The organism is Chitiniphilus eburneus (genome assembly GCF_005048205.1).
In the GTDB taxonomy this organism is placed as follows: Bacteria; Pseudomonadota; Gammaproteobacteria; order Burkholderiales; family Chitinibacteraceae; genus Chitiniphilus; species Chitiniphilus eburneus.
On record NZ_SUMF01000046.1, the window covers coordinates 1 to 16955 of the forward strand.

Below are 16955 nucleotides of genomic sequence, written 5' to 3' on the forward strand. Positions count from 1 at the left end.
CGAGCCGGTGGAAGCCGCGGTGCCGACGCCGGTGCCGAGCGCATCGCCGCGCCGCCTGACCCAGGCCGAGGGCCGCGCACTGCTGGCGCGCCTGCTGCCGCCCCGCATGCCCGACCGCGCAGGCTGGAGCGACGACATCCTGGACGCCTTCACCGCGCTGAAAATCCCCTACAGCGCCGAATACTTCTGCGCCGCCGCCGCCGTGATCGAGCAGGAATCGAGCTGGCAGGGCGACCCCGGCGTTCCCGGCCTGCCGGCCATCGTCTGGAAGGCCATCGACGAACGCGCATCGCGTTATCACATCCCGCTGGCGGTGGTGAAAACCGCCCTGCTCAAGCCCTCGCCGACCGGCGCCAGCTACAAGCAGCGCATCGATACGCTGAGCACCGAACGGCAGATGAACGACCTGTTCGAGGACATGGCGCGGGAAGCCAGCAACTTGGGCCTGCCGCTCAACATGCGCAACCCCATCCGCACCGGCGGGCCGATGCAGGTCAGCGTCGAGTTCGCCGAGAACCACGTGCGCGCCTGGCCGTATCCCTACGCCCAGCGCGGCAGCGTGCGCCAGCAGGTGTTCACCCGGCGCGGCGGCACCTACTTCGGCATTGCCAACCTGTTGCACTACCCCGCGCCCTACAGCGAGATGATCTACCGCTTCGCCGACTACAACGCGGGCCGCTACGCCAGCCGCAACGTGGCATTCCAGGCCGCGCTGGAAAAACTCACCGGCAGGAAGCTGTCGCTGGACGGCGACCTGTTGCGCTATCAGAACGGCCGCCCCACCGGGACCAGCGACAGCCAGTCCGCGCTGTATACGCTGAGCGACCGGCTGAAATTATCCCGCGAGGCGATGCAGCGCGATCTGCAACAGGAAAAGATGTCCGGCTTCGGTGGCAGCGAAACCTACAAGCGCGTGTTCGCGCTGGCCGATGCCGCCGCCGGCAAGCCGCTGCCCCGCGCCGCGTTGCCGCAGATCCGCCTGAAAAGCCCCAAGATCACCCGCAAGCTGACCACCGCCTGGTTCGCCGAGCGCGTGGACGGCCGCTACCAGACCTGCCTCGCACGCAAGTAGCGGCCGGCCAAGGGTTGCGCGGCAGCGCGGTGCGGGCGCCGCGCAAGGCGCTGGACGCACGGCGGTATGGATACCGCACGCGGCCAGCGACACTGCGCGGCATTCCGGTTCGTACCGAACAATGTCGTGAAACAGACGGCGATATGCCCTCGCCTCGCGCCAGGCGTTGCGCATGGGCCGGGCGCTTCGCTTCCCGGTCAGCGCGCCGGACGCGGCAGCTCCGGTGCGCGCGCCACCTGGCTTTCCAGCGTGATGGCCATGCGGTTCCAGGTATTCATCACCGCGGCGACAAAGGTCAGCTCAGCGCGGGCGCGCTCGTCGAAATGCGGCAACAGCGCGGCATAGGCATCATCGCGGCCATGCCGCGCCAGCGTGGTCACCGCCTCCGCCCAGCCCAGCGCGGCGCGTTCGGCCTCGGTGTAGAAATCCACTTCGTGCCAGGTGACGACGCTGTTCACCCATTGCCAGTCGCAGCCCTGCGCCAGCAGATCGCGCGCGTGCATGTCCACGCAGTAGGCGCAGCCGTTGATCTGGGAGATACGCAGGTTGACCAGTTCGATCAGCCGGGGGCCGAGCACGCCGCGCGCCAGCGTGGCACTGGTGGCAAGCAGGGCCTGGTAGGTATCGTGGGCGGCATCGTGGAACGAGGTGGTGGGGGTGCGACGCATGGTGGGCTCCTGGTAGGTGGCCGGCAAAAGAACCGGGTTCCCCCTAGACGCGCCGATCACCCTCCTTGTGACAGCCCGCCGGAGATTTCCCTCAGCCCCGCCAGTTTGTCGGGGTTGCGGAGGGCGAACAGCGTGTGGATGTGCTCGCCGTCGCCCACGATGGCATAGGCCGTGACCAGCACGCCGTCGAGGTAATGCAGCAGCCCGGCTTCGCCATTGAATTCGACGATCTCGTAGCGCTCGTCCTGATGGCGGCGCTGCCGTGCCAGCACGTGGTACAGACGCGCCACGCGCGCGGCACCCAGCAAGGGCCGCAATGCGGCCACGGCCTTGCCGCCGCCATCCGAGACCAGCGCGGCATCCTCGGCGAACAGCGCGCGCAGCGCATCCATCTCGCCGAGCTGCGCCGCCGCCGCGAAGCGCGCCAGCAAGGCGCGGTGGCGTTCCGGGCTGACCGTAAAGCGCGGGCGCTCGGCGCGCACCCGGTCCCGCGCGCGATGCACCATCTGCCGGCATGCCGCCGCGCTCTTGCCCAGCATCGCGGCGATGTCCTGGTAATTGCAGTCGAACACCTCGTGCAGCAGGAATGCCGCGCGCTCCTCCGGCCCCAGCCGTTCCAGCACGGCAAGGAACGCCAGCGACACATCCTGCGCAAACTCGTATTGCTGCGCGGGTCCCGGCCGGGGGTGCGGCAGCGCATCGAGCGCGATCGGCTCCGCCAGCCACGGCCCCACGTAGTGCGCGCGTTCCCGCTGTGCCGCGCGCAGGCGGTCGATGGCGGCGCGCGTCGCCACCGTCACCAGCCACGCCTCGGCCGATGCCAGCGCGGCGTGGTCGGCCTCGTGCCAGCGCAGGTAGACATCCTGCACCACGTCCTCGGCCTCGGCGCGCGTGCCCAGCATGCGATAGGCCAGCGCGAACAGGCGCGGGCGATGGCGTTCGAATTCCTGGTGTGGCAAGCGGTGGCTCCGGCGCGGCGGGTGATCGGAAGGCCCGACAACGAACGGGCGGCACGCGCAAGACGCGCGATGCCGCCCGATTGTGACAGGGGATCGGAAAACAGAGGGGGCGATCAGGCTTTGTCGACGATGCCCGAGGCCGGCGCGGCATCCTGGCCGACGTTGGCCAGATCGACATAGCGCGAGCCGCCGGGCAGGTTCATCAGACGCAGCGCCAGATCGCCCAGCAGCTTGAGCATGTCGCCGCTGCCATCCTGCTTGGGCAGCAGCATGCTGAACGGCTGCCGTACCGGCGTGCCGGAAAGCTGGCTCAACAGATCGTCGGAAGTGCCAGTAAAGTAAGTGCGCAGGTCGTTGGACCTGGCCGCCGGGGCCGCATCGTCGCGCGCGGGGATGGCCGCCTGGCTGTCGGCGCCGCTGCTGCTGGCGTAGGCCGCCTCCTGGATCGACTGGTAGCGCACTTCGATCTCGAAATCGAAGACCTGGCCGTCCGCCGTGGTGAGCTTGCCCCGGCCGATGAAGGAGCTACTGTCCTCCAGGCGGAACGCAGCCGCCTGGCTGGCGCCCTGAGCGCCCTGGCTGCTATAGGTCGCCATGCTGGCGGTGGACTGGGCCGATAGCTCGAACGAATCGAAATCCACCTTCATGCCCTTGGCCTGATCACCGAACAACTGCTCGGCGAAGCTGCCCATGAACTGCTGCGCCATATCCAGCGTGGCCTGCCCCAGGCGCCCCACCCGCTGCCCGATGGCGGTATCGGAGGGCTGGGCCAGCGCCATCAGGTTGTCGAGACCCTTGGCTGGCGTGGCGGTGCTCTTGCCAGCCTGATTGGGGCCGGTGCGCGAATAATTCTGCAACGTGCTGGGCAGGTTGCTGGGGGTGGACTGCGTTTTCATGGCGGGGGATTCCATTACCGAACGATCTATTATCGGCACCTTCCGGCATGGCTTGAGTGGCAATAACATGCTTCGTTTGTGGTGATCCTGGCATGGCGCGCCGGGTCATCCACGGATTCGCGCCTCGCGCGGATGCCGATCCGTGGCAATTCTGGCACGTGGCCGACAGTCGGAAGCGGAAAGCTTTCAGTGAGCCTGAGCGTTGTGATAAACATGCGTGCCGGGAAGCCCCAGGACAAGCAGGGGTCTTGATCTTTCCCAGTTCTTACCATGGTTCACAGCATACAGGGAGCATGCAGGATGGTCGCCGGATTGCAGCGTGTGACGCAGCAAGCACAATGGAGCGTTCCGCCGCCCATGGACCGTCAGCGGCCGGCCACCGCCTGGTCGAATCGCCCGTTGAGCGCGGGGCCGATGAACGAAGGCCGGAATGCCGTGCAAGGCGTGCCGGTTGCAGCGGGACCATCCCGCGAACGAGGCCATCCGCCGCAATGTGCCCGCCCTTCGGCAATTGGCCATAGCCCTTCCCTTTCCTGCTGCACGAGCCCCGATCCAAGGCGAAATGAAGAAAATCGATGATATCGATGTAAAGATCCTGGAAATCCTGTCCGAGGACGCACGCGCGTCCATTTCCGAGATCGGCCGGCGCATCCACAAATCGCGCACGGCGGTGGAGGCACGGATCACGCGCATGGAAGAAGCCCGCGTCATCCAGGGTTATCGCGTCGTCCTGGGCGAACAGGGCCCGCGCGTGGGGCCCGCCAACGAGGCGTTCCTGATCATCCGCCATTCCGGTGGCAGCGATTGCCACATCATCTGGAAAGAGATCAAGCAACACCCCAACGTGGTGGAATGCCACTCGCTGTTCGGCCCGCTCGATCTCATCATCAAGATGCGCTACGCCAAGTTCGAGGAACTGATGTCGGTGAAGGAACACCTGAGCGGCATCACCGAAGTGCGCGAAGTGACGATCTGCCCGGTACTTAAAACCTGGTCTTAGCGTCTGGGTGAGTTGCCAGCGGTGGTGGCAAGCCCGCCTGCATCGGGCCCCCGGCGAAGCCGGGCGCTCACCGTCATCTAAGCGCCAGTAACGACGCTCTCTTGATCGATTCCAACTCCCCCGCCCTCGCCTTGCTTGCGGTTCGTTGGCCGGCCGTTGCGCTGCCCCGTTGTCGGGCAGACGAAAAAAAGCCGGCCCGAAACCGGGCCGGCGAAGCGTCGCCGCAGAAAAACACTTTGGCCGCCAGGCGCTATGCGGCATCCAGCTCCTGGCGTTGGCGATTGATGATCGTGGGCAGTACCGAGAACACGCTGCCGGGGTTGGTTTCGGTCAGCAGGTCGGCGGCACGGCGCGCCACGTTGTAGTTGTAGCGATAGCTGGTGTGCTGGTGCCCCAGTACCACCAGAATCACGTCGCGCGCCGATTCGTCGATCTTGAACGGGTCGGCATCGGTGTCCACGCCGCCGATGGCCGCCAGCAGGCGGCCGCCCGACGAATACACCAGCGAGCCGGGCGCCACGCGCCGGGCCTTGCGCGAGAACAACGGCGTGATCGTCTCGCCGCCGCTGGCAATGTCGATCTCCAGGCAGCCATCCAGGCCGTCCGCCACGTGGCCGCCGATGCTGGCGCCGAACAGCAGCGACGCCACGTTGTACGAATCGACCACGTTGTTGATCAGGCTCGGGCCGTTGCTCATGAAATGGTGGATCAGCCGCTCGTTGGCCGGGCGCGTGCCGGCGAAGCCCAGCATGCCCAGTTGCTGCTGGTAGCCGGTGATCTCCGGCCGCTGCATGAATTCCTTGTCATCGACGATCTGCTGCAACGCGCCCAGCAGATGCCGCTCGTAATGGCGGCTCTGGAACACCGTCACGCCGGAGATGCGCGCGACGCAGGCATTGGCGACGCCGGCCATGGCGGCGGCGGTGGAAATGTGCACTTGCTCGATCATGGTTTGCTCCTCGGAACCTTGAACCCCCGGGCCCATGCGGGCACCGGTGGCGCAACCGCCCGCGCGGGGCGGCGCACCGTCACACTGCCGCCAGCGTGCGGCAGCTCTTGTCATCGATATCCAGTTGTTCGGGAATACGGCTGGCCAGCCAGACGATGCCGGGGCAGCTCGCCAGATCCACCGTCGGCACCATGCGCTCCCCTTGCGAGACAAAGATCCGGTGGCCGCGATACGACGGCAACTGGCGCAGGTTGGCTTCGTAGACCGGCGATGGCCCGGGGTAGATGCCCTCCTTCCTACCGATCAGGAACACGATGCGGCCGAACTGGCGGCGCTCGGCCAGCAAGGTGTCGATGGGCTTGCCGAGATAGGCGTCCACCGCGAGGTCGAGCAGATTGGGGCTGTAGCAATCGTTGAACAACGCGGGCGCGACGCCGCCGTGCATGCGCGCGCCAGCCTCGATCATCACCGGGCCATCGTCGCTCCAGATCAGCTCCATGTGCAGCGGGCCGGCCACCACGCCCAGCGCGGCGGCGGCACGCCGGGCGTAGCTGAGCAGCGGGGCATACTGCGGATCGTGCGGGTCCAGCGCCTCCAGCCCGGCATAGACGAAGGGCGCGCCATTGCAGGCCACCTTGTCGTAGACGCACACCGACGCCACGGTATAACCACCGGGGTGGGCGACCAGATCGACCACGTATTCCGGCCCTTCGATAAAGGGCTGCACCACAAAGCCGCGATTCACCTCGCCCAGATCGTTCACCCGGCCCCAGGCCGATTCGTTCAGCGCCTGGCGCGCGCCCTCCCGGCCATGGGCGAACCTCACCCCGTCGGTGGACGCGGAATTTACCGGCTTGACCACGTAGGCGATGTCTTCCAGCGTTTCGGTGGCGCTGTCGATCTGCGCGCGGTTGCGGATGAACAGCGACGGGATATGCCGCAAACCGGCCTCGGCCAGCGCCTGCTGCATCGGGTATTTGTCGCGGCGCCGCGCGGTGGTGGCGGGCGCATTGCCCGGCAGGCCCAGCCGGTGCGCCAGCGCATCGGCGGCGGCCACCGCCATCTCGCAGCCGGCCACCACCGCCACCGCGCGCGCCACGCCGAACCGGGTCAGCGCCTCCTCGATATCGAACAGTTCGCCGTCGATGAACCCCGCGGGCTGGAAACCGCGTGCAAAGCGTTCGGCGATATGCGGCGACGAACGCACCGCCACGCAGGGGTAACCCAGGCTGACAAACTTGGGCGCGTAGAGCGCGCCGCTGGAGAACGGATCGACGACGATCACATACTGGTCTTGAAGGGAAATCATGGCGTTCTCGAACAAAATCGGAAAAAAACACCGCCGGCCCGGACCGCGCCGGCGGCAAGAGGGGACTCACGCGGGTCGGCGGGCCGACCCGACTTCAATCGTCAACCGGGCTCGGCCACCGCGCGCACCGGCGCGCTGGTCACGCGGGGCAGCACCACCACGCTGAGCAACAGCACCACCGCCACCAGCACGAACACCGCCGGCGCCGCCTGCCGCCCGAACAGCCGCTCGGTGATCAGGCCGGCCAGGATCAGCGGCGCGGCGCTTTGCAGCAGCAGGTAATAGAAGGCGCTGATCGAGGCGATGCGATCGGCATCGGCCGGGCTGCGCGCCAGATCGATCAGCTTCCTGCGCAACTGGATGCGCAGGTGATTGATCGAATAACCGATCAGGAAGCACGCCGCGATGGAGACCGCCGCCACGCCGGAATACACCAGCAACGCATCCATCAGCAGGATCAGCAGCGGCGGCACGTAGTCGGGCACCCGCGCCCCCGGCAGCACCGCCGCCAGGAAGGCCCCCACGCCGGCCACGCCGCTGGCCAGGCCGAAATCGGCCGCCGTCCAGTGGTTGAGCGTCTGGTAGATCACCGGCGTCAGCGTATTGAAGGCGCCGATATGAAAGCCGATCATGCCCAGGCCCAGGCACAGCGCGCGCAGCAGCCGGCCGTCCACGCCCGGCACCGCGTCCGCGCTCAGCGGCCGCGCCGGCACCGTCGGCGCCGCGCCAGCGGCGCGCTCCACGCTGAGCCGCCCCAGCGGGGACACCAGCACCGTCAGTGCGGCCAGGCAGCCCATGGAGCAGAACACCAGCGCAAAGCGGTCGATGCCGAACCCTTCCAGCGCCAGCCCGCCCAGCGCGGCGCCACCGAACGCGCCCAACTGGATCGCCGTCTGCATCCAGCGCGCGGAGAATTCGCTGTTCACCACCTGCGCCAGCGAAAAGCGCGTGTTCACCGCCTCCAGCGCGCTGGTGGTGAAGAACCCCAGCACCCCCACCAGCAGCGCGATCAGCACGAAGCCGTACAGCGTATGGAACAGGCCAGCCAAGGCGCAGCCCAGGATCAGCACGAAGCCAGCGGCGCGGGCCACCAGCGTGTGCTGGAAATCGAGCACCAGCCCGCGTCCGCCGCGCCGGGCCAGCCGTTGCAGGGTGAACGGCAACAGCATGGACAGGCACAGCACCAGGCCCAGCACCAGCGGCGAGCCGGTGATCTTCAGCGACGACCAGAACAAGCCGATCATCAGCCCCATGTCCACGCCGGTGAACAGCGCCACCACGGCGTAGAACATCAGCAACTGCCGCGTTCCGGCGTTCATGCTGCATCCTCGCAGGCGCCCTGCCCCTGGTTGATCGGCAGCAACTCGGTCCACACGCGGATATCTTCGTTGCCGGTGACGATGGAAATCTCGGCGCAGCGGCGGATCGCCGGCAGCGCGCCACGCTCGATGGACTGGGTGGGATAGGCGTTGTCGTGCCACGGGCACACCAGCTTGGCGCCGCAGGCCTTGCGTCGCCCCAGGTTGAGCGGGCCGCCGCGATGCGGGCATTCGCTGGGCGCGATGACGGGCTTGTCGCCGTTCTGCAACAGGAAATAGCGGCGCGCGCCGACAGCGAGCGAGTTGAAGCTATCCAGGGGCAAGGTGGTGATCTTCACGGTGTCACTCCAGGCTGGTCACGGTGTAGGAGCAATGGTCGGAGGTGATGACGGAGCCATGCAGCAGCCCCTGCGGAATCACCACATGCTGGCCGGCCGAGAGGTTCAGTTCGGTGAAGGGCGAGCACACCAGTCGCAGCGTGCCCTTGTCGACCGCGAACAACTCGGTGGCGCCGTGGACATGCGTGACCGACAGGTCGTCCCGGCATTCATGGAAGGGATGGCTGCGCGCGCCGGCCGGCAGCGCGGGCGGCGGGCCCGGGCGCCATTGCGACAGCTCGTCGTGCCACGCCACGTGGGCGAACAGCTCGGCGTCGGCCACGTCCTGCAACAGGCGAAACTCCTCGAAGCCGCGGATGATGTCCGGCAGCACCTGGTTGCCGTAGCGCAGCACCACCGGGCGGATCAGTTGCTCGAAGGCCATCTTGCCGTGGTGCACGTCGATATGCGCGTGCTCGTCGAAGTACAGCGTATCGACCGTATCGCCGAAGGCGATGCGCATGGCCTGGGCCTGCGCGCGGGTGACCAGCGCCAGGCTGGCCTCGGTGTAGAACAACGCGCCCAGATAGCGGAAGAAGTGCCGGTGATTGGCCGAGACGTAATGGAAGTAATTGATCAGTGCCAGCGAGGTGGCGGTGTAGAACTGCCAGTAGTAGTGCACCGCCGGATTGAGGCCGCACTCGGCCAGCAGCGATTCGAAGATCACACTGTGCTTTTTCTGCGCAACGCCATAACCGTATTCGTCGATCAGGATCTTGAACAATTCGCTCTGCGCCGGTCCGAAATTGCCCAGCACGTTGCGCGCCATGGCCGAGGCCTCGCTGAGAAAATCGCCGGCGCACTGGATCAGGAAAAAGCGTGCCGCATTGGCCGGGTTGCGTGAATTGCCGATGCAATCGAGCAATGCGGACGGCGTGCGGGCAACCCTGTCCAGCACCTCGTCGGCATAGCCCTTGAAGGTATCCACATCCCAGTTGCCACTGACGCTCACTTCGCTGTCGAGCCAGCCGAACACATGGCGCTCCAGCATGGGGCGGATGGCGGCGCCGGCGCCGCGCAGCCCTTCATCGTAAAAGGCGTTGAATTCCTCCAGGTGCAGCTTTTTCTGTTGCGGCAGGAAAATCAGGTCCTGCTCGTAGATATTGAGCAGCAGGCGCTGCGCCATCAAATGGGAAGGTTGCTTCAATTCCGCCAGCGCAAGCACGGAATCGAAATTGAATTCGCGCAGGTCCTGCGGGCGGACCGGGCGCAGATAAGGGCTGTCGCAATAAAAGCTGTCGGGCTGGTCAAACAGGGGATGGCTGGCAAACCTGGATAACGCCTGTTCAAGCATCGCGTGATCCGGATTTTTATTATTATTGAGCAACGCATCGATAGAGGACATTGTGATTCCCTTGCCGTTCTTCACTGGAACTTTGAAAAAATCTTACCTATCCCCCATCGGCGTTGAAATAAACAAAGCGTTGGATTTTTAGTGAAACTGCGGAAACGAGTAGTGAAAACGCCCATTCGGACCCAACTCGGGTTCCGGATGCCGCTGCCGGGCCCGCTGGCCCACCGCCGCCGCGCAGAGGCCAGCCGGTGTGGCGGGCGCAAAAAAGCCGCGCCGGATTCCGGCGCGGCTGGGCAGGCGCGGCGGCCTTGGGCCGCCACGGTGGCCCACGTTCAGTAATCGATGGTCACCACCGGCTTGATCAGATCGGCCGGCTTGTCCTTCATCAGCATCAGTGCCGGCTCCACGCCTTCCAGCCCCCTGAAGCGATGGGTCAGCAGCAGGCTGGTGTCGAGCTTGCCGTATTGCAGCAGGCGCGCCATCTTTTCCATCTTCATCCGCCCGCCGGGGGTGAGGCCGCCGTTGATCTTCTTGTGGCCCATGCCCACGCCCCATTCCACGCGCGGGATCTTCACGAAATCGCCCTCGCCCAGGTAGTTCACGTTGCCGACGGAGCCACCCGGCCGCACGATCTTCACCGCCTGCGCGAAGGTATCCACGTCGCCGCCGGCGATCACCACCTTATCCACGCCCCGGCCGTTGGTGGCCTCCATGATCTGCTCGACGATATCGCCGTTCCGGTAATTGACGATGTCGGTGGCGCCATACTGCCGCGCCACCTCGATGCACTTGGGGCGCGAGCCTACCGCCAGGATGCGCGCCGCGCCCCGCAGGCCGCAGCCCGCCACCGACATCAGTCCCACCGGGCCGATGCCGATCACCGCCACGGTGTCGCCGAAGTTGACGTCGGCCAGTTCCACGCCCAGGAAGCCGGTGACCACCATGTCGGCCAGCATCACCGCGTCCTCCGGCTTCACCCCGTCGGGCAGGTGCGCCAGGTTGGCATCGGCCTCGTTCACGTGGAAGTACTCGGCGAACACGCCATCCTTGAAGTTGGAGAACTTCCACCCAGCCAGCATGCCGCCCGAATGCATGGAGAACCCCTCCTGCGATTCCACCGCGCCCCAGTCGGGCGTGATGGCGGGCACGATCACGCGATCGCCCGGCTTGAAATCCTTCACCAGCGCGCCGACTTCGACCACCTCGCCCACCGATTCGTGACCGAGCACCATGTTGAAACGCTCTCCGATGGCGCCGGACCACACGGTATGGATGTCGGAGGTGCACGGTGACAGCGCCAGCGGGCGCACGATGGCATCCAGCGGACCGGCAACCGGCTTTTGCGCATCGATCCAGCCGACCTCACCGATCCTGATCATTGCAAAGCCTTTCATTTCGATCTCCTTGGGATAAATCCAGAAAAATTAGAATTGCCGATCTGAATTGAATTCGCATACCGGGCCGGAAATAATGGCATTTACCCGAATCCCGCCAGGGAAAGCCCATGATTTTCGTATTTTTCCTATTGCCCTTTCCAAGACGCCAATGGCGTTTCATTCAGGGCGGTCAACCAATGAATCCAATCGGCATAGGCAATAGAAATAAAACAAAACGTCGTGGCGATCATCGCTGTTAATACCGGAATCCCGGGTAAATCGGCACGGAACAATCCCAAAATGCGGGCCGGCGAACCCGTGCAGTGAAATACCCATTGTTGCGCGCCCGCCGCCTGCCGCTTTCCGCGATAGGCAGGGCCGAAGCGCTGCCCTAGAATCGCGAACCATTCCATCCGCCAATCTTTCTCGAGTGCCCGATGACAACGTCAGTGGATATCCTGGGTGCGTCCGCGCATCGCAAGCTGGACCGCAATGATTACAAGACGCTCTCCCTCGCTGCCCTGGGCGGCGCGCTGGAGTTCTACGACTTCGTCGTGTTCGTCTTTTTCGCCGCCGTGCTCGGCAGCCTGTTCTTCCCGCCCGAAATGCCCGACTGGCTGCGCCAGTTGCAGACCTTCGGCATCTTTGCCGCCGGCTACCTGGCGCGCCCCCTGGGCGGCATCATCATCGCCCACTTCGGCGACCTGCTCGGCCGCAAGCGCATGTTCACGCTGTCGATCTTCCTGATGGCGATTCCCACGCTGGCGATGGGCCTGCTGCCCACCTACGCCAGCGTCGGCATTGCCGCGCCGCTGCTGTTGCTGCTGTTCCGCATCCTGCAAGGTGCCGCCATCGGCGGCGAAGTGCCCGGCGCCTGGGTGTTCGTCTCCGAGCACGTGCCGCGCCGCCACACCGGCCTGGCCGTCGGCACGCTCACCGCAGGGCTGACCTTCGGCATCCTGCTGGGCTCGCTGATCGCCACCGCCATCAACAGCCACTACAGCCAGACCGAAGTGCACGACTTCGCATGGCGCATCCCCTTCATCCTGGGCGGCGTGTTCGGCCTGTTCGCGGTGTACCTGCGCCGCTTCCTGGAGGAAACCCCCGTCTTCAAGGAAATGCACGCGCGCCAGTTGCTGGCCAAGGAGCTGCCGCTCAAGGCCATCGTGAAGAACCACCTGGGATCGGTAGTGCTGTCGATGCTGCTGACCTGGGTGCTGTCCGCCGCCATCGTGGTGGTCATCCTGTTCACGCCCACCTACCTGCAAAAGCAGTTCGCCGTGACGCCCGCGCTGGCGCTGCAAGCCAACAGCCTGGCCATCGTGATGCTGACCATCGGCTGCGTGGCATTCGGCATGGCGGCCGACCGCTTCGGCAGCAAGTGGACGCTGGGCATCGGCAGCCTGGGCCTGCTCATCAGCAGCTACCTGTTCTACGGCAGCCTGGCCACGGCATCGCCCACCACGCTGATCGTCGGCTACATGGTGGCCGGCTTCTTCGTCGGCACCGTCGGCGCCATCCCCTTCGTACTGGTGCACGCCTACCCGGCGGTGGTGCGGTTCTCCGGCCTGTCGTTCAGCTACAACGTGGCCTACGCCATCTTCGGCGGCCTGACGCCGGTGATGCTGACGCTGTGGCTGAAGGTGGACACCCTCGCCCCAGCCCACTATGTCGCCGCACTGGCGGTGCTGGGCGTGGTCTGCGCGCTGGTGCCGATTCCGGGGTATACCGCGCCCAGCCGTGATTTGCCGGCTCCTGGAGCCCGCTGACGGAACGCTGAAACCGGTATCGTTCGTCGTTTGCCATCGGGGTCGCCCGGCAGAAGCGTGGCTTTTTGCCCAACGTTTGCTTGACAGCTTGGCGTAACACGATGGCCTTGTGGTGAAATGCTGTTTTTTTTACTTACCTACAAGACAGCATGATTATCGGTATCGATCTCGGCACGACCAATAGCCTGGTCACCGTCTGGCGCAACGGACAGTCCGAACTGGTTCCGAACGCGCTGGGTCATGTGCTGACCCCCTCGGTGGTGGGATTCGACGAGCAAGACCGGGTCCTGGTAGGACTGGCGGCCCGCGAACAACTCTTGACCGAGCCGCAGCGTACCGCGGCGCTGTTCAAGCGCTACATGGGGTCCGATCACGTATTCAAGCTGGGAGACCAGCGCTTCCGGCCGGAAGAACTGTCGGCACTGGTCCTCAAATCGCTCAAGGACGACGCAGAGCGCTATCTGGGCCAGCCGGTTACCGAAGCGGTGATCACCGTTCCCGCCTATTTCAGCGATGCCCAACGCAAGGCGACGCGCATCGCGGGCCAGCTTGCCGGGCTGCGGGTCGAGCGCCTGCTCAACGAACCCACGGCGGCAGCGCTGGCCTACGGCCTGCACCTGCGCAACGATGAAAAGACCTTCCTGGTCTTCGATCTGGGCGGCGGCACCTTCGATGTTTCGATCCTGGAACTGTTCGAAGGCATCATGGAAGTCCGTGCCAGCGCGGGCGACAATTTCCTCGGTGGCGAGGATTTCGTTTCGGCATTGGTCGATGCCTTCCTCAAAGGGCCCGGGCACCCCTTGAAGGAGCAAATCTCACTGGAACGCGGCACCGCGACGAGCAATCGCCTGGAGCAGGCATTGCGTCGCGAGGGCGAACGCGTCAAGCGCGTGCTCGGCGAACAGGCACAGGCCGAGTTCGCCATCGAATGGGAAGACCATCGCTATACGTGGGCAATCAGCGACGATCATTTCGGCGCGCTGGTCGAACCCCTGCTGACACGCCTGCGCCAGCCGGTGGAGCGCGCGCTGCGCGATAGCCGGCTCAAGCTTTCCGACCTGGACCAGGTGGTGCTCGTCGGCGGGGCTTCCCGCATGCCACTGGTACGCAAGCTGGTCGCCCGCATGTTCGGCAAGTTCCCGGCGGTCCACCTCAACCCCGACGAGATCGTGGCCCAGGGCGCCGCCGTGCAGGCCGGGCTCAAGATGCGGGATGCCGCGCTCGAAGAAGTGGTGATGACCGACGTCTGCCCCTACTCCCTGGGCATCGAAGTCTGCCGCCGCTACAGCGCCACGCACGTCGAGAATGGGGTGTATCTACCCATCATCGAGCGCAACTCGGTGGTTCCGATCAGCCGCAGCGAAATCGTCAACACGATGTCCGACAACCAGCGCGCGGTCACGGTACGCATCTTCCAGGGCGAATCGCGCAGCGTGAGCGACAACGTGTATCTGGGGGAGCTGGACATCAAGGTGCCGCCCAAGCCCGCCGGTGAAGTATCGCTGGAGGTTCGCTTCACCTACACGCTCGACGGCATCCTCGAAGCGGAATGCACCCTCGATTCCGGTGAACGGCACCGCGTGGTGATCGAGAAAAACCCCGGCGTGCTCGACGCCGGAGAAGTCGAACACCGGCTGGTCGCATTGGCCGCACTGAAAACCCACCCGCGCGATCAACTGGAAAACACGCTCCTGCTGAACCGGGCCGAACGGTTGTACCGCGAACGCCTGGGTGGGGAAAGAGAGTATGTCGGGCATGTGATCGCCCAGTTTCGCGCTGCGCTCGAATCACAGGATGCCCGCACCATCCTGGATGCACGCCGCGAGATGCAACTGCGGCTCGACGAACTGGCCGGGGAACTGCTGTTATGAGCAATCTGCCATGGTCCCTGCTCGGGCTGGAGCCCACCGACGACCTGCGCGCCGTCAAGCGCGCCTACGCCAGGTTGCTCAAGGGCATCGACGCGGAAGTCGATCCCGACGGTTTTCAGCAACTGCGCGGTGCTTACGAGCACGCTTGCCACCTCGCTGCGGGCATGGCAGCGGACAACGACGGCGACAGCCCCCCGATCGCCGAGGAACGCCCGGCCTCGGCGCCTGCGATGCCGGAGACCACCGCGCTCGCGACAACCTCTTCGTTCCTTGCCGCCAGCCCTTTGGCCAACGACGTTGCCCTGCTCCTCGTCGACCTTGACGACCCTCGGCATGACAAGGCCGCCAAACGCCTGGACACGTTGCTGCACGGGGCGCACTGCACCTTGCCGGGCATGCGGCAGGCGCTGGCAGAAGAAGTACTGCGCGCTTGCGCCAGCGCTACGCGCCCACCCCATGCCGAGTTTCTGGAATACGCAGCCGTCCGCCTGGGCTGGTTTGATCTCTTCGACGCGCCAGAGCCACTGCAAGCCGCGTTGAACAAGATAAAGCGTACCTGGGCCGAACAGCACGCAAGCAGGCTGAGCGCCCTGTTCCAGCCAGCGGACATCGCCCCTGCGCTCGATCTGCTCAAACAATTGCAGCGCTGCGCATGGATGCAGGAGCTGAGCACCCGCGATCACTTCCAGTTGGCGCTGATGCACGCCCTGCTCGACTACGAGACGCCGATTGCCAGTCTGGACAAGGTATTCGAGCTACTGAACTGGAACGACGACCTCCGCCATCTGTACCTGCTCGCGCCCAGCCTGGTCCATACGATGCGCGAGCACTACTACACCCGGCATCAGCAAGCACACGCCGACAGCTATGAGAGCGGGCTGCGTCATCTGGCCCAGGAAACCTGGCGAGCCGACAAAGAGGTACGGGCCAGACGCAAGGCGGCGAAACAGGTGCTCGCCCCCTTCGCCCATCGCCAGGCCCGCCTGACGTCGATGTCGAAGAACACGCAGGACTGGGCCCGGTATTTCGTCAATGAAATCGACGCGCGTTACCCTGCCCTACAGGGCAGGCTGGACCCACAAACCCTGGATTTCTGGCGTGATGAGCATCCCCATTTCACCCAGGCCCCTGCCTTTGTCCTGCTCTTTCCAGGCGCGGTCCTGGCCGCCGCGATCTCTACCATCACCACGAGCTGGCTCCCGGCATCGACCCTGACCACCCTCTTGATGATCCTGCTCTGGGCAACGCTGACCGGCTTGTTCCCCCTGGCCCTGACCGCCTGTTGCCAAGGCTGGCAGCGCATGCGCCCCCGCATCGAACGAACCAGCTATGCATTGGGCCTCCGCCTACTGCCGTCGGCCTGGCACGGTCTGCTCGATCATGGTTTCAGCACCTTGGGCTGGCTACTGTGGAGTTCGCTATGGGGCCTGTTGATGGTGGTCATCAGCGCCTTCTTCCTTCTGGACGAGGGGTGGACCTGGTCGGTGGTCTATCACGCGTTGCTCTGGGGATTGGTGCCCGGGATCCTGCTCTTGACGAAAGCCGTGGTCAGTTGGAAGTGGCAGACCCAATGGTTCCCTCCCAAGCAGTACGCACCACGGCCGGCCACGGCCACAACCACGAGCGGCTGGAACTGGGCCACCTCGATCTGGCTACTCATCGGGATCAACATCGTCGGCCGTATCATCAAGGCGCTGACGGAATAGCCCTGATCCGCGACGTCGCCTTCGGGCGCCTCGCGAACGGGTAACAAAGCACCCACCGGGATCATCCCGCGCCTGTCGACTAGCGATGTCCCACGGCGCCTCATCAGTCAAATCAATCGGTTAAGCACCAGCCATTACTCTGGCATGAAAATTGATAGGCCATGGCAGTCCGTTCCCGGCGACTACCATGTCCTCCCACAAACGCAACCGCGCGGAAAACCCACCCGACGGTGGCCCCCCATCAGCCCGCCCGGACAGCCCGCGCGATTTCGACGCGCGGCGAACCAGCCTCAATCTCCCGTCGCAGGCCGCGTCCAGCGCCGCCGCCCCACGCGTACCCGGCGGCGCGCTGGGCTCGATGCCCCCGCCGCCCCGGCTAGCGCTCGGTGG

The 16955-nt window shown here is 65.3% G+C and carries 16 protein-coding genes; 6 read left to right on the plus strand and 10 right to left on the minus strand.

From position 1 onward, the window contains the following. A partial coding sequence (locus FAZ21_RS19095; protein WP_136775027.1) for a DUF1615 domain-containing protein occupies nt 1–1072 on the plus strand: 1072 nt, incomplete at its 5' end. 197 nt (nt 1073–1269) lie between these two features. Here the strand turns inward: FAZ21_RS19095 and FAZ21_RS19100 are convergent. The 3 genes from FAZ21_RS19100 to FAZ21_RS19110 form a co-directional block, all read right to left on the minus strand. After that, nucleotides 1270–1740: a carboxymuconolactone decarboxylase family protein gene (locus tag FAZ21_RS19100; RefSeq protein ID WP_136775028.1), complete on the minus strand. Its 471-nt coding sequence runs from the start codon at nt 1738–1740 to the stop codon at nt 1270–1272. 56 nt (nt 1741–1796) lie between these two features. Continuing rightward, nucleotides 1797–2699, minus strand: a complete 903-nt coding sequence (locus tag FAZ21_RS19105; RefSeq protein WP_136775029.1) for an RNA polymerase sigma-70 factor — start codon at nt 2697–2699, stop codon at nt 1797–1799. 113 nt (nt 2700–2812) lie between these two features. Beyond that, nucleotides 2813–3595: a hypothetical protein gene (locus FAZ21_RS19110; protein ID WP_136775030.1), complete on the minus strand. Its 783-nt coding sequence runs from the start codon at nt 3593–3595 to the stop codon at nt 2813–2815. A gap of 562 nt (nt 3596–4157) precedes the next feature. Here FAZ21_RS19110 and FAZ21_RS19115 point away from each other — a divergent pair. Next, nucleotides 4158–4595 carry an Lrp/AsnC family transcriptional regulator gene (locus FAZ21_RS19115; RefSeq protein WP_169307504.1) on the plus strand — a complete coding sequence of 146 codons (438 nt, stop codon included), beginning with the start codon at nt 4158–4160 and terminating at the stop codon, nt 4593–4595. Between the two features lie 250 nt (nt 4596–4845). Here FAZ21_RS19115 and FAZ21_RS19120 read toward each other — a convergent pair whose 3' ends face one another. The 7 genes from FAZ21_RS19120 to FAZ21_RS19150 form a co-directional block, all read right to left on the minus strand. Continuing rightward, a complete protein-coding gene (locus FAZ21_RS19120) occupies nt 4846–5544 on the minus strand; it encodes a B3/B4 domain-containing protein (RefSeq protein ID WP_169307505.1) in 699 nt (232 codons plus the stop codon). Nucleotides 5545–5623: 79 nt separating this feature from the next. Then, the gene (locus tag FAZ21_RS19125) at nt 5624–6853 is read right to left on the minus strand and encodes an ATP-grasp domain-containing protein (protein ID WP_136775033.1); all 1230 of its coding nucleotides are present in this window, start codon (nt 6851–6853) and stop codon (nt 5624–5626) included. A gap of 101 nt (nt 6854–6954) precedes the next feature. Continuing rightward, on the minus strand, nt 6955–8172 hold the full coding sequence (locus FAZ21_RS19130; protein ID WP_136775034.1) for a hypothetical protein: 1218 nt from the start codon (nt 8170–8172) through the stop codon (nt 6955–6957). Further along, a complete protein-coding gene (locus FAZ21_RS19135) occupies nt 8169–8510 on the minus strand; it encodes a Rieske 2Fe-2S domain-containing protein (protein WP_136775035.1) in 342 nt (113 codons plus the stop codon). The genes FAZ21_RS19130 and FAZ21_RS19135 overlap by 4 nt, the downstream gene beginning before the upstream one ends. Nucleotides 8511–8514: 4 nt before the next feature. Beyond that, nucleotides 8515–9894, minus strand: coding sequence for an iron-containing redox enzyme family protein (locus tag FAZ21_RS19140; protein WP_136775036.1), 1380 nt, complete (start codon nt 9892–9894; stop codon nt 8515–8517). 281 nt (nt 9895–10175) lie between these two features. Then, a complete protein-coding gene (locus FAZ21_RS19145) occupies nt 10176–11237 on the minus strand; it encodes an NAD(P)-dependent alcohol dehydrogenase (RefSeq protein ID WP_136775037.1) in 1062 nt (353 codons plus the stop codon). A gap of 128 nt (nt 11238–11365) precedes the next feature. Beyond that, nucleotides 11366–11632, minus strand: a complete 267-nt coding sequence (locus tag FAZ21_RS19150; RefSeq protein WP_136775038.1) for a hypothetical protein — start codon at nt 11630–11632, stop codon at nt 11366–11368. Between the two features lie 24 nt (nt 11633–11656). Between FAZ21_RS19150 and FAZ21_RS19155 the strand changes: the two genes are divergently transcribed. The 4 genes from FAZ21_RS19155 to FAZ21_RS20655 all read left to right on the plus strand — a co-directional run. After that, complete coding sequence (locus tag FAZ21_RS19155) at nt 11657–12988, plus strand: MFS transporter (RefSeq protein WP_136775039.1); 1332 nt, start codon at nt 11657–11659, stop codon at nt 12986–12988. 149 nt (nt 12989–13137) lie between these two features. Next, nucleotides 13138–14859: an Hsp70 family protein gene (locus FAZ21_RS19160; protein ID WP_136775040.1), complete on the plus strand. Its 1722-nt coding sequence runs from the start codon at nt 13138–13140 to the stop codon at nt 14857–14859. Next, the gene (locus FAZ21_RS19165) at nt 14856–16565 is read left to right on the plus strand and encodes a J domain-containing protein (RefSeq protein WP_136775041.1); all 1710 of its coding nucleotides are present in this window, start codon (nt 14856–14858) and stop codon (nt 16563–16565) included. Before FAZ21_RS19160 ends, FAZ21_RS19165 begins: the two co-directional genes overlap by 4 nt. Before the next feature lie 187 nt (nt 16566–16752). Continuing rightward, nucleotides 16753–16955: hypothetical protein (locus tag FAZ21_RS20655; protein ID WP_211243531.1), on the plus strand; the 203-nt coding region annotated here is incomplete at its 3' end.

What these genes read in the sequence shown, in the direction of transcription:
- FAZ21_RS19150 (WP_136775038.1), bottom strand. Translation starts at nt 11,632, where the DNA reads ATGGAATGGTTCGCGATTCTAGGGCAGCGCTTCGGCCCTGCCTATCGC.
- FAZ21_RS19140 (WP_136775036.1), bottom strand. Translation starts at nt 9,894, where the DNA reads ATGTCCTCTATCGATGCGTTGCTCAATAATAATAAAAATCCGGATCAC.
- FAZ21_RS19165 (WP_136775041.1), top strand. Translation starts at nt 14,856, where the DNA reads ATGAGCAATCTGCCATGGTCCCTGCTCGGGCTGGAGCCCACCGACGAC.
- FAZ21_RS19155 (WP_136775039.1), top strand. Translation starts at nt 11,657, where the DNA reads ATGACAACGTCAGTGGATATCCTGGGTGCGTCCGCGCATCGCAAGCTG.
- FAZ21_RS19120 (WP_169307505.1), bottom strand. Translation starts at nt 5,544, where the DNA reads ATGATCGAGCAAGTGCACATTTCCACCGCCGCCGCCATGGCCGGCGTC.
- FAZ21_RS19115 (WP_169307504.1), top strand. Translation starts at nt 4,158, where the DNA reads ATGAAGAAAATCGATGATATCGATGTAAAGATCCTGGAAATCCTGTCC.
- FAZ21_RS19160 (WP_136775040.1), top strand. Translation starts at nt 13,138, where the DNA reads ATGATTATCGGTATCGATCTCGGCACGACCAATAGCCTGGTCACCGTC.
- FAZ21_RS19100 (WP_136775028.1), bottom strand. Translation starts at nt 1,740, where the DNA reads ATGCGTCGCACCCCCACCACCTCGTTCCACGATGCCGCCCACGATACC.
- FAZ21_RS19145 (WP_136775037.1), bottom strand. Translation starts at nt 11,237, where the DNA reads ATGAAAGGCTTTGCAATGATCAGGATCGGTGAGGTCGGCTGGATCGAT.
- FAZ21_RS19125 (WP_136775033.1), bottom strand. Translation starts at nt 6,853, where the DNA reads ATGATTTCCCTTCAAGACCAGTATGTGATCGTCGTCGATCCGTTCTCC.
- FAZ21_RS19130 (WP_136775034.1), bottom strand. Translation starts at nt 8,172, where the DNA reads ATGAACGCCGGAACGCGGCAGTTGCTGATGTTCTACGCCGTGGTGGCG.
- FAZ21_RS19110 (WP_136775030.1), bottom strand. Translation starts at nt 3,595, where the DNA reads ATGAAAACGCAGTCCACCCCCAGCAACCTGCCCAGCACGTTGCAGAAT.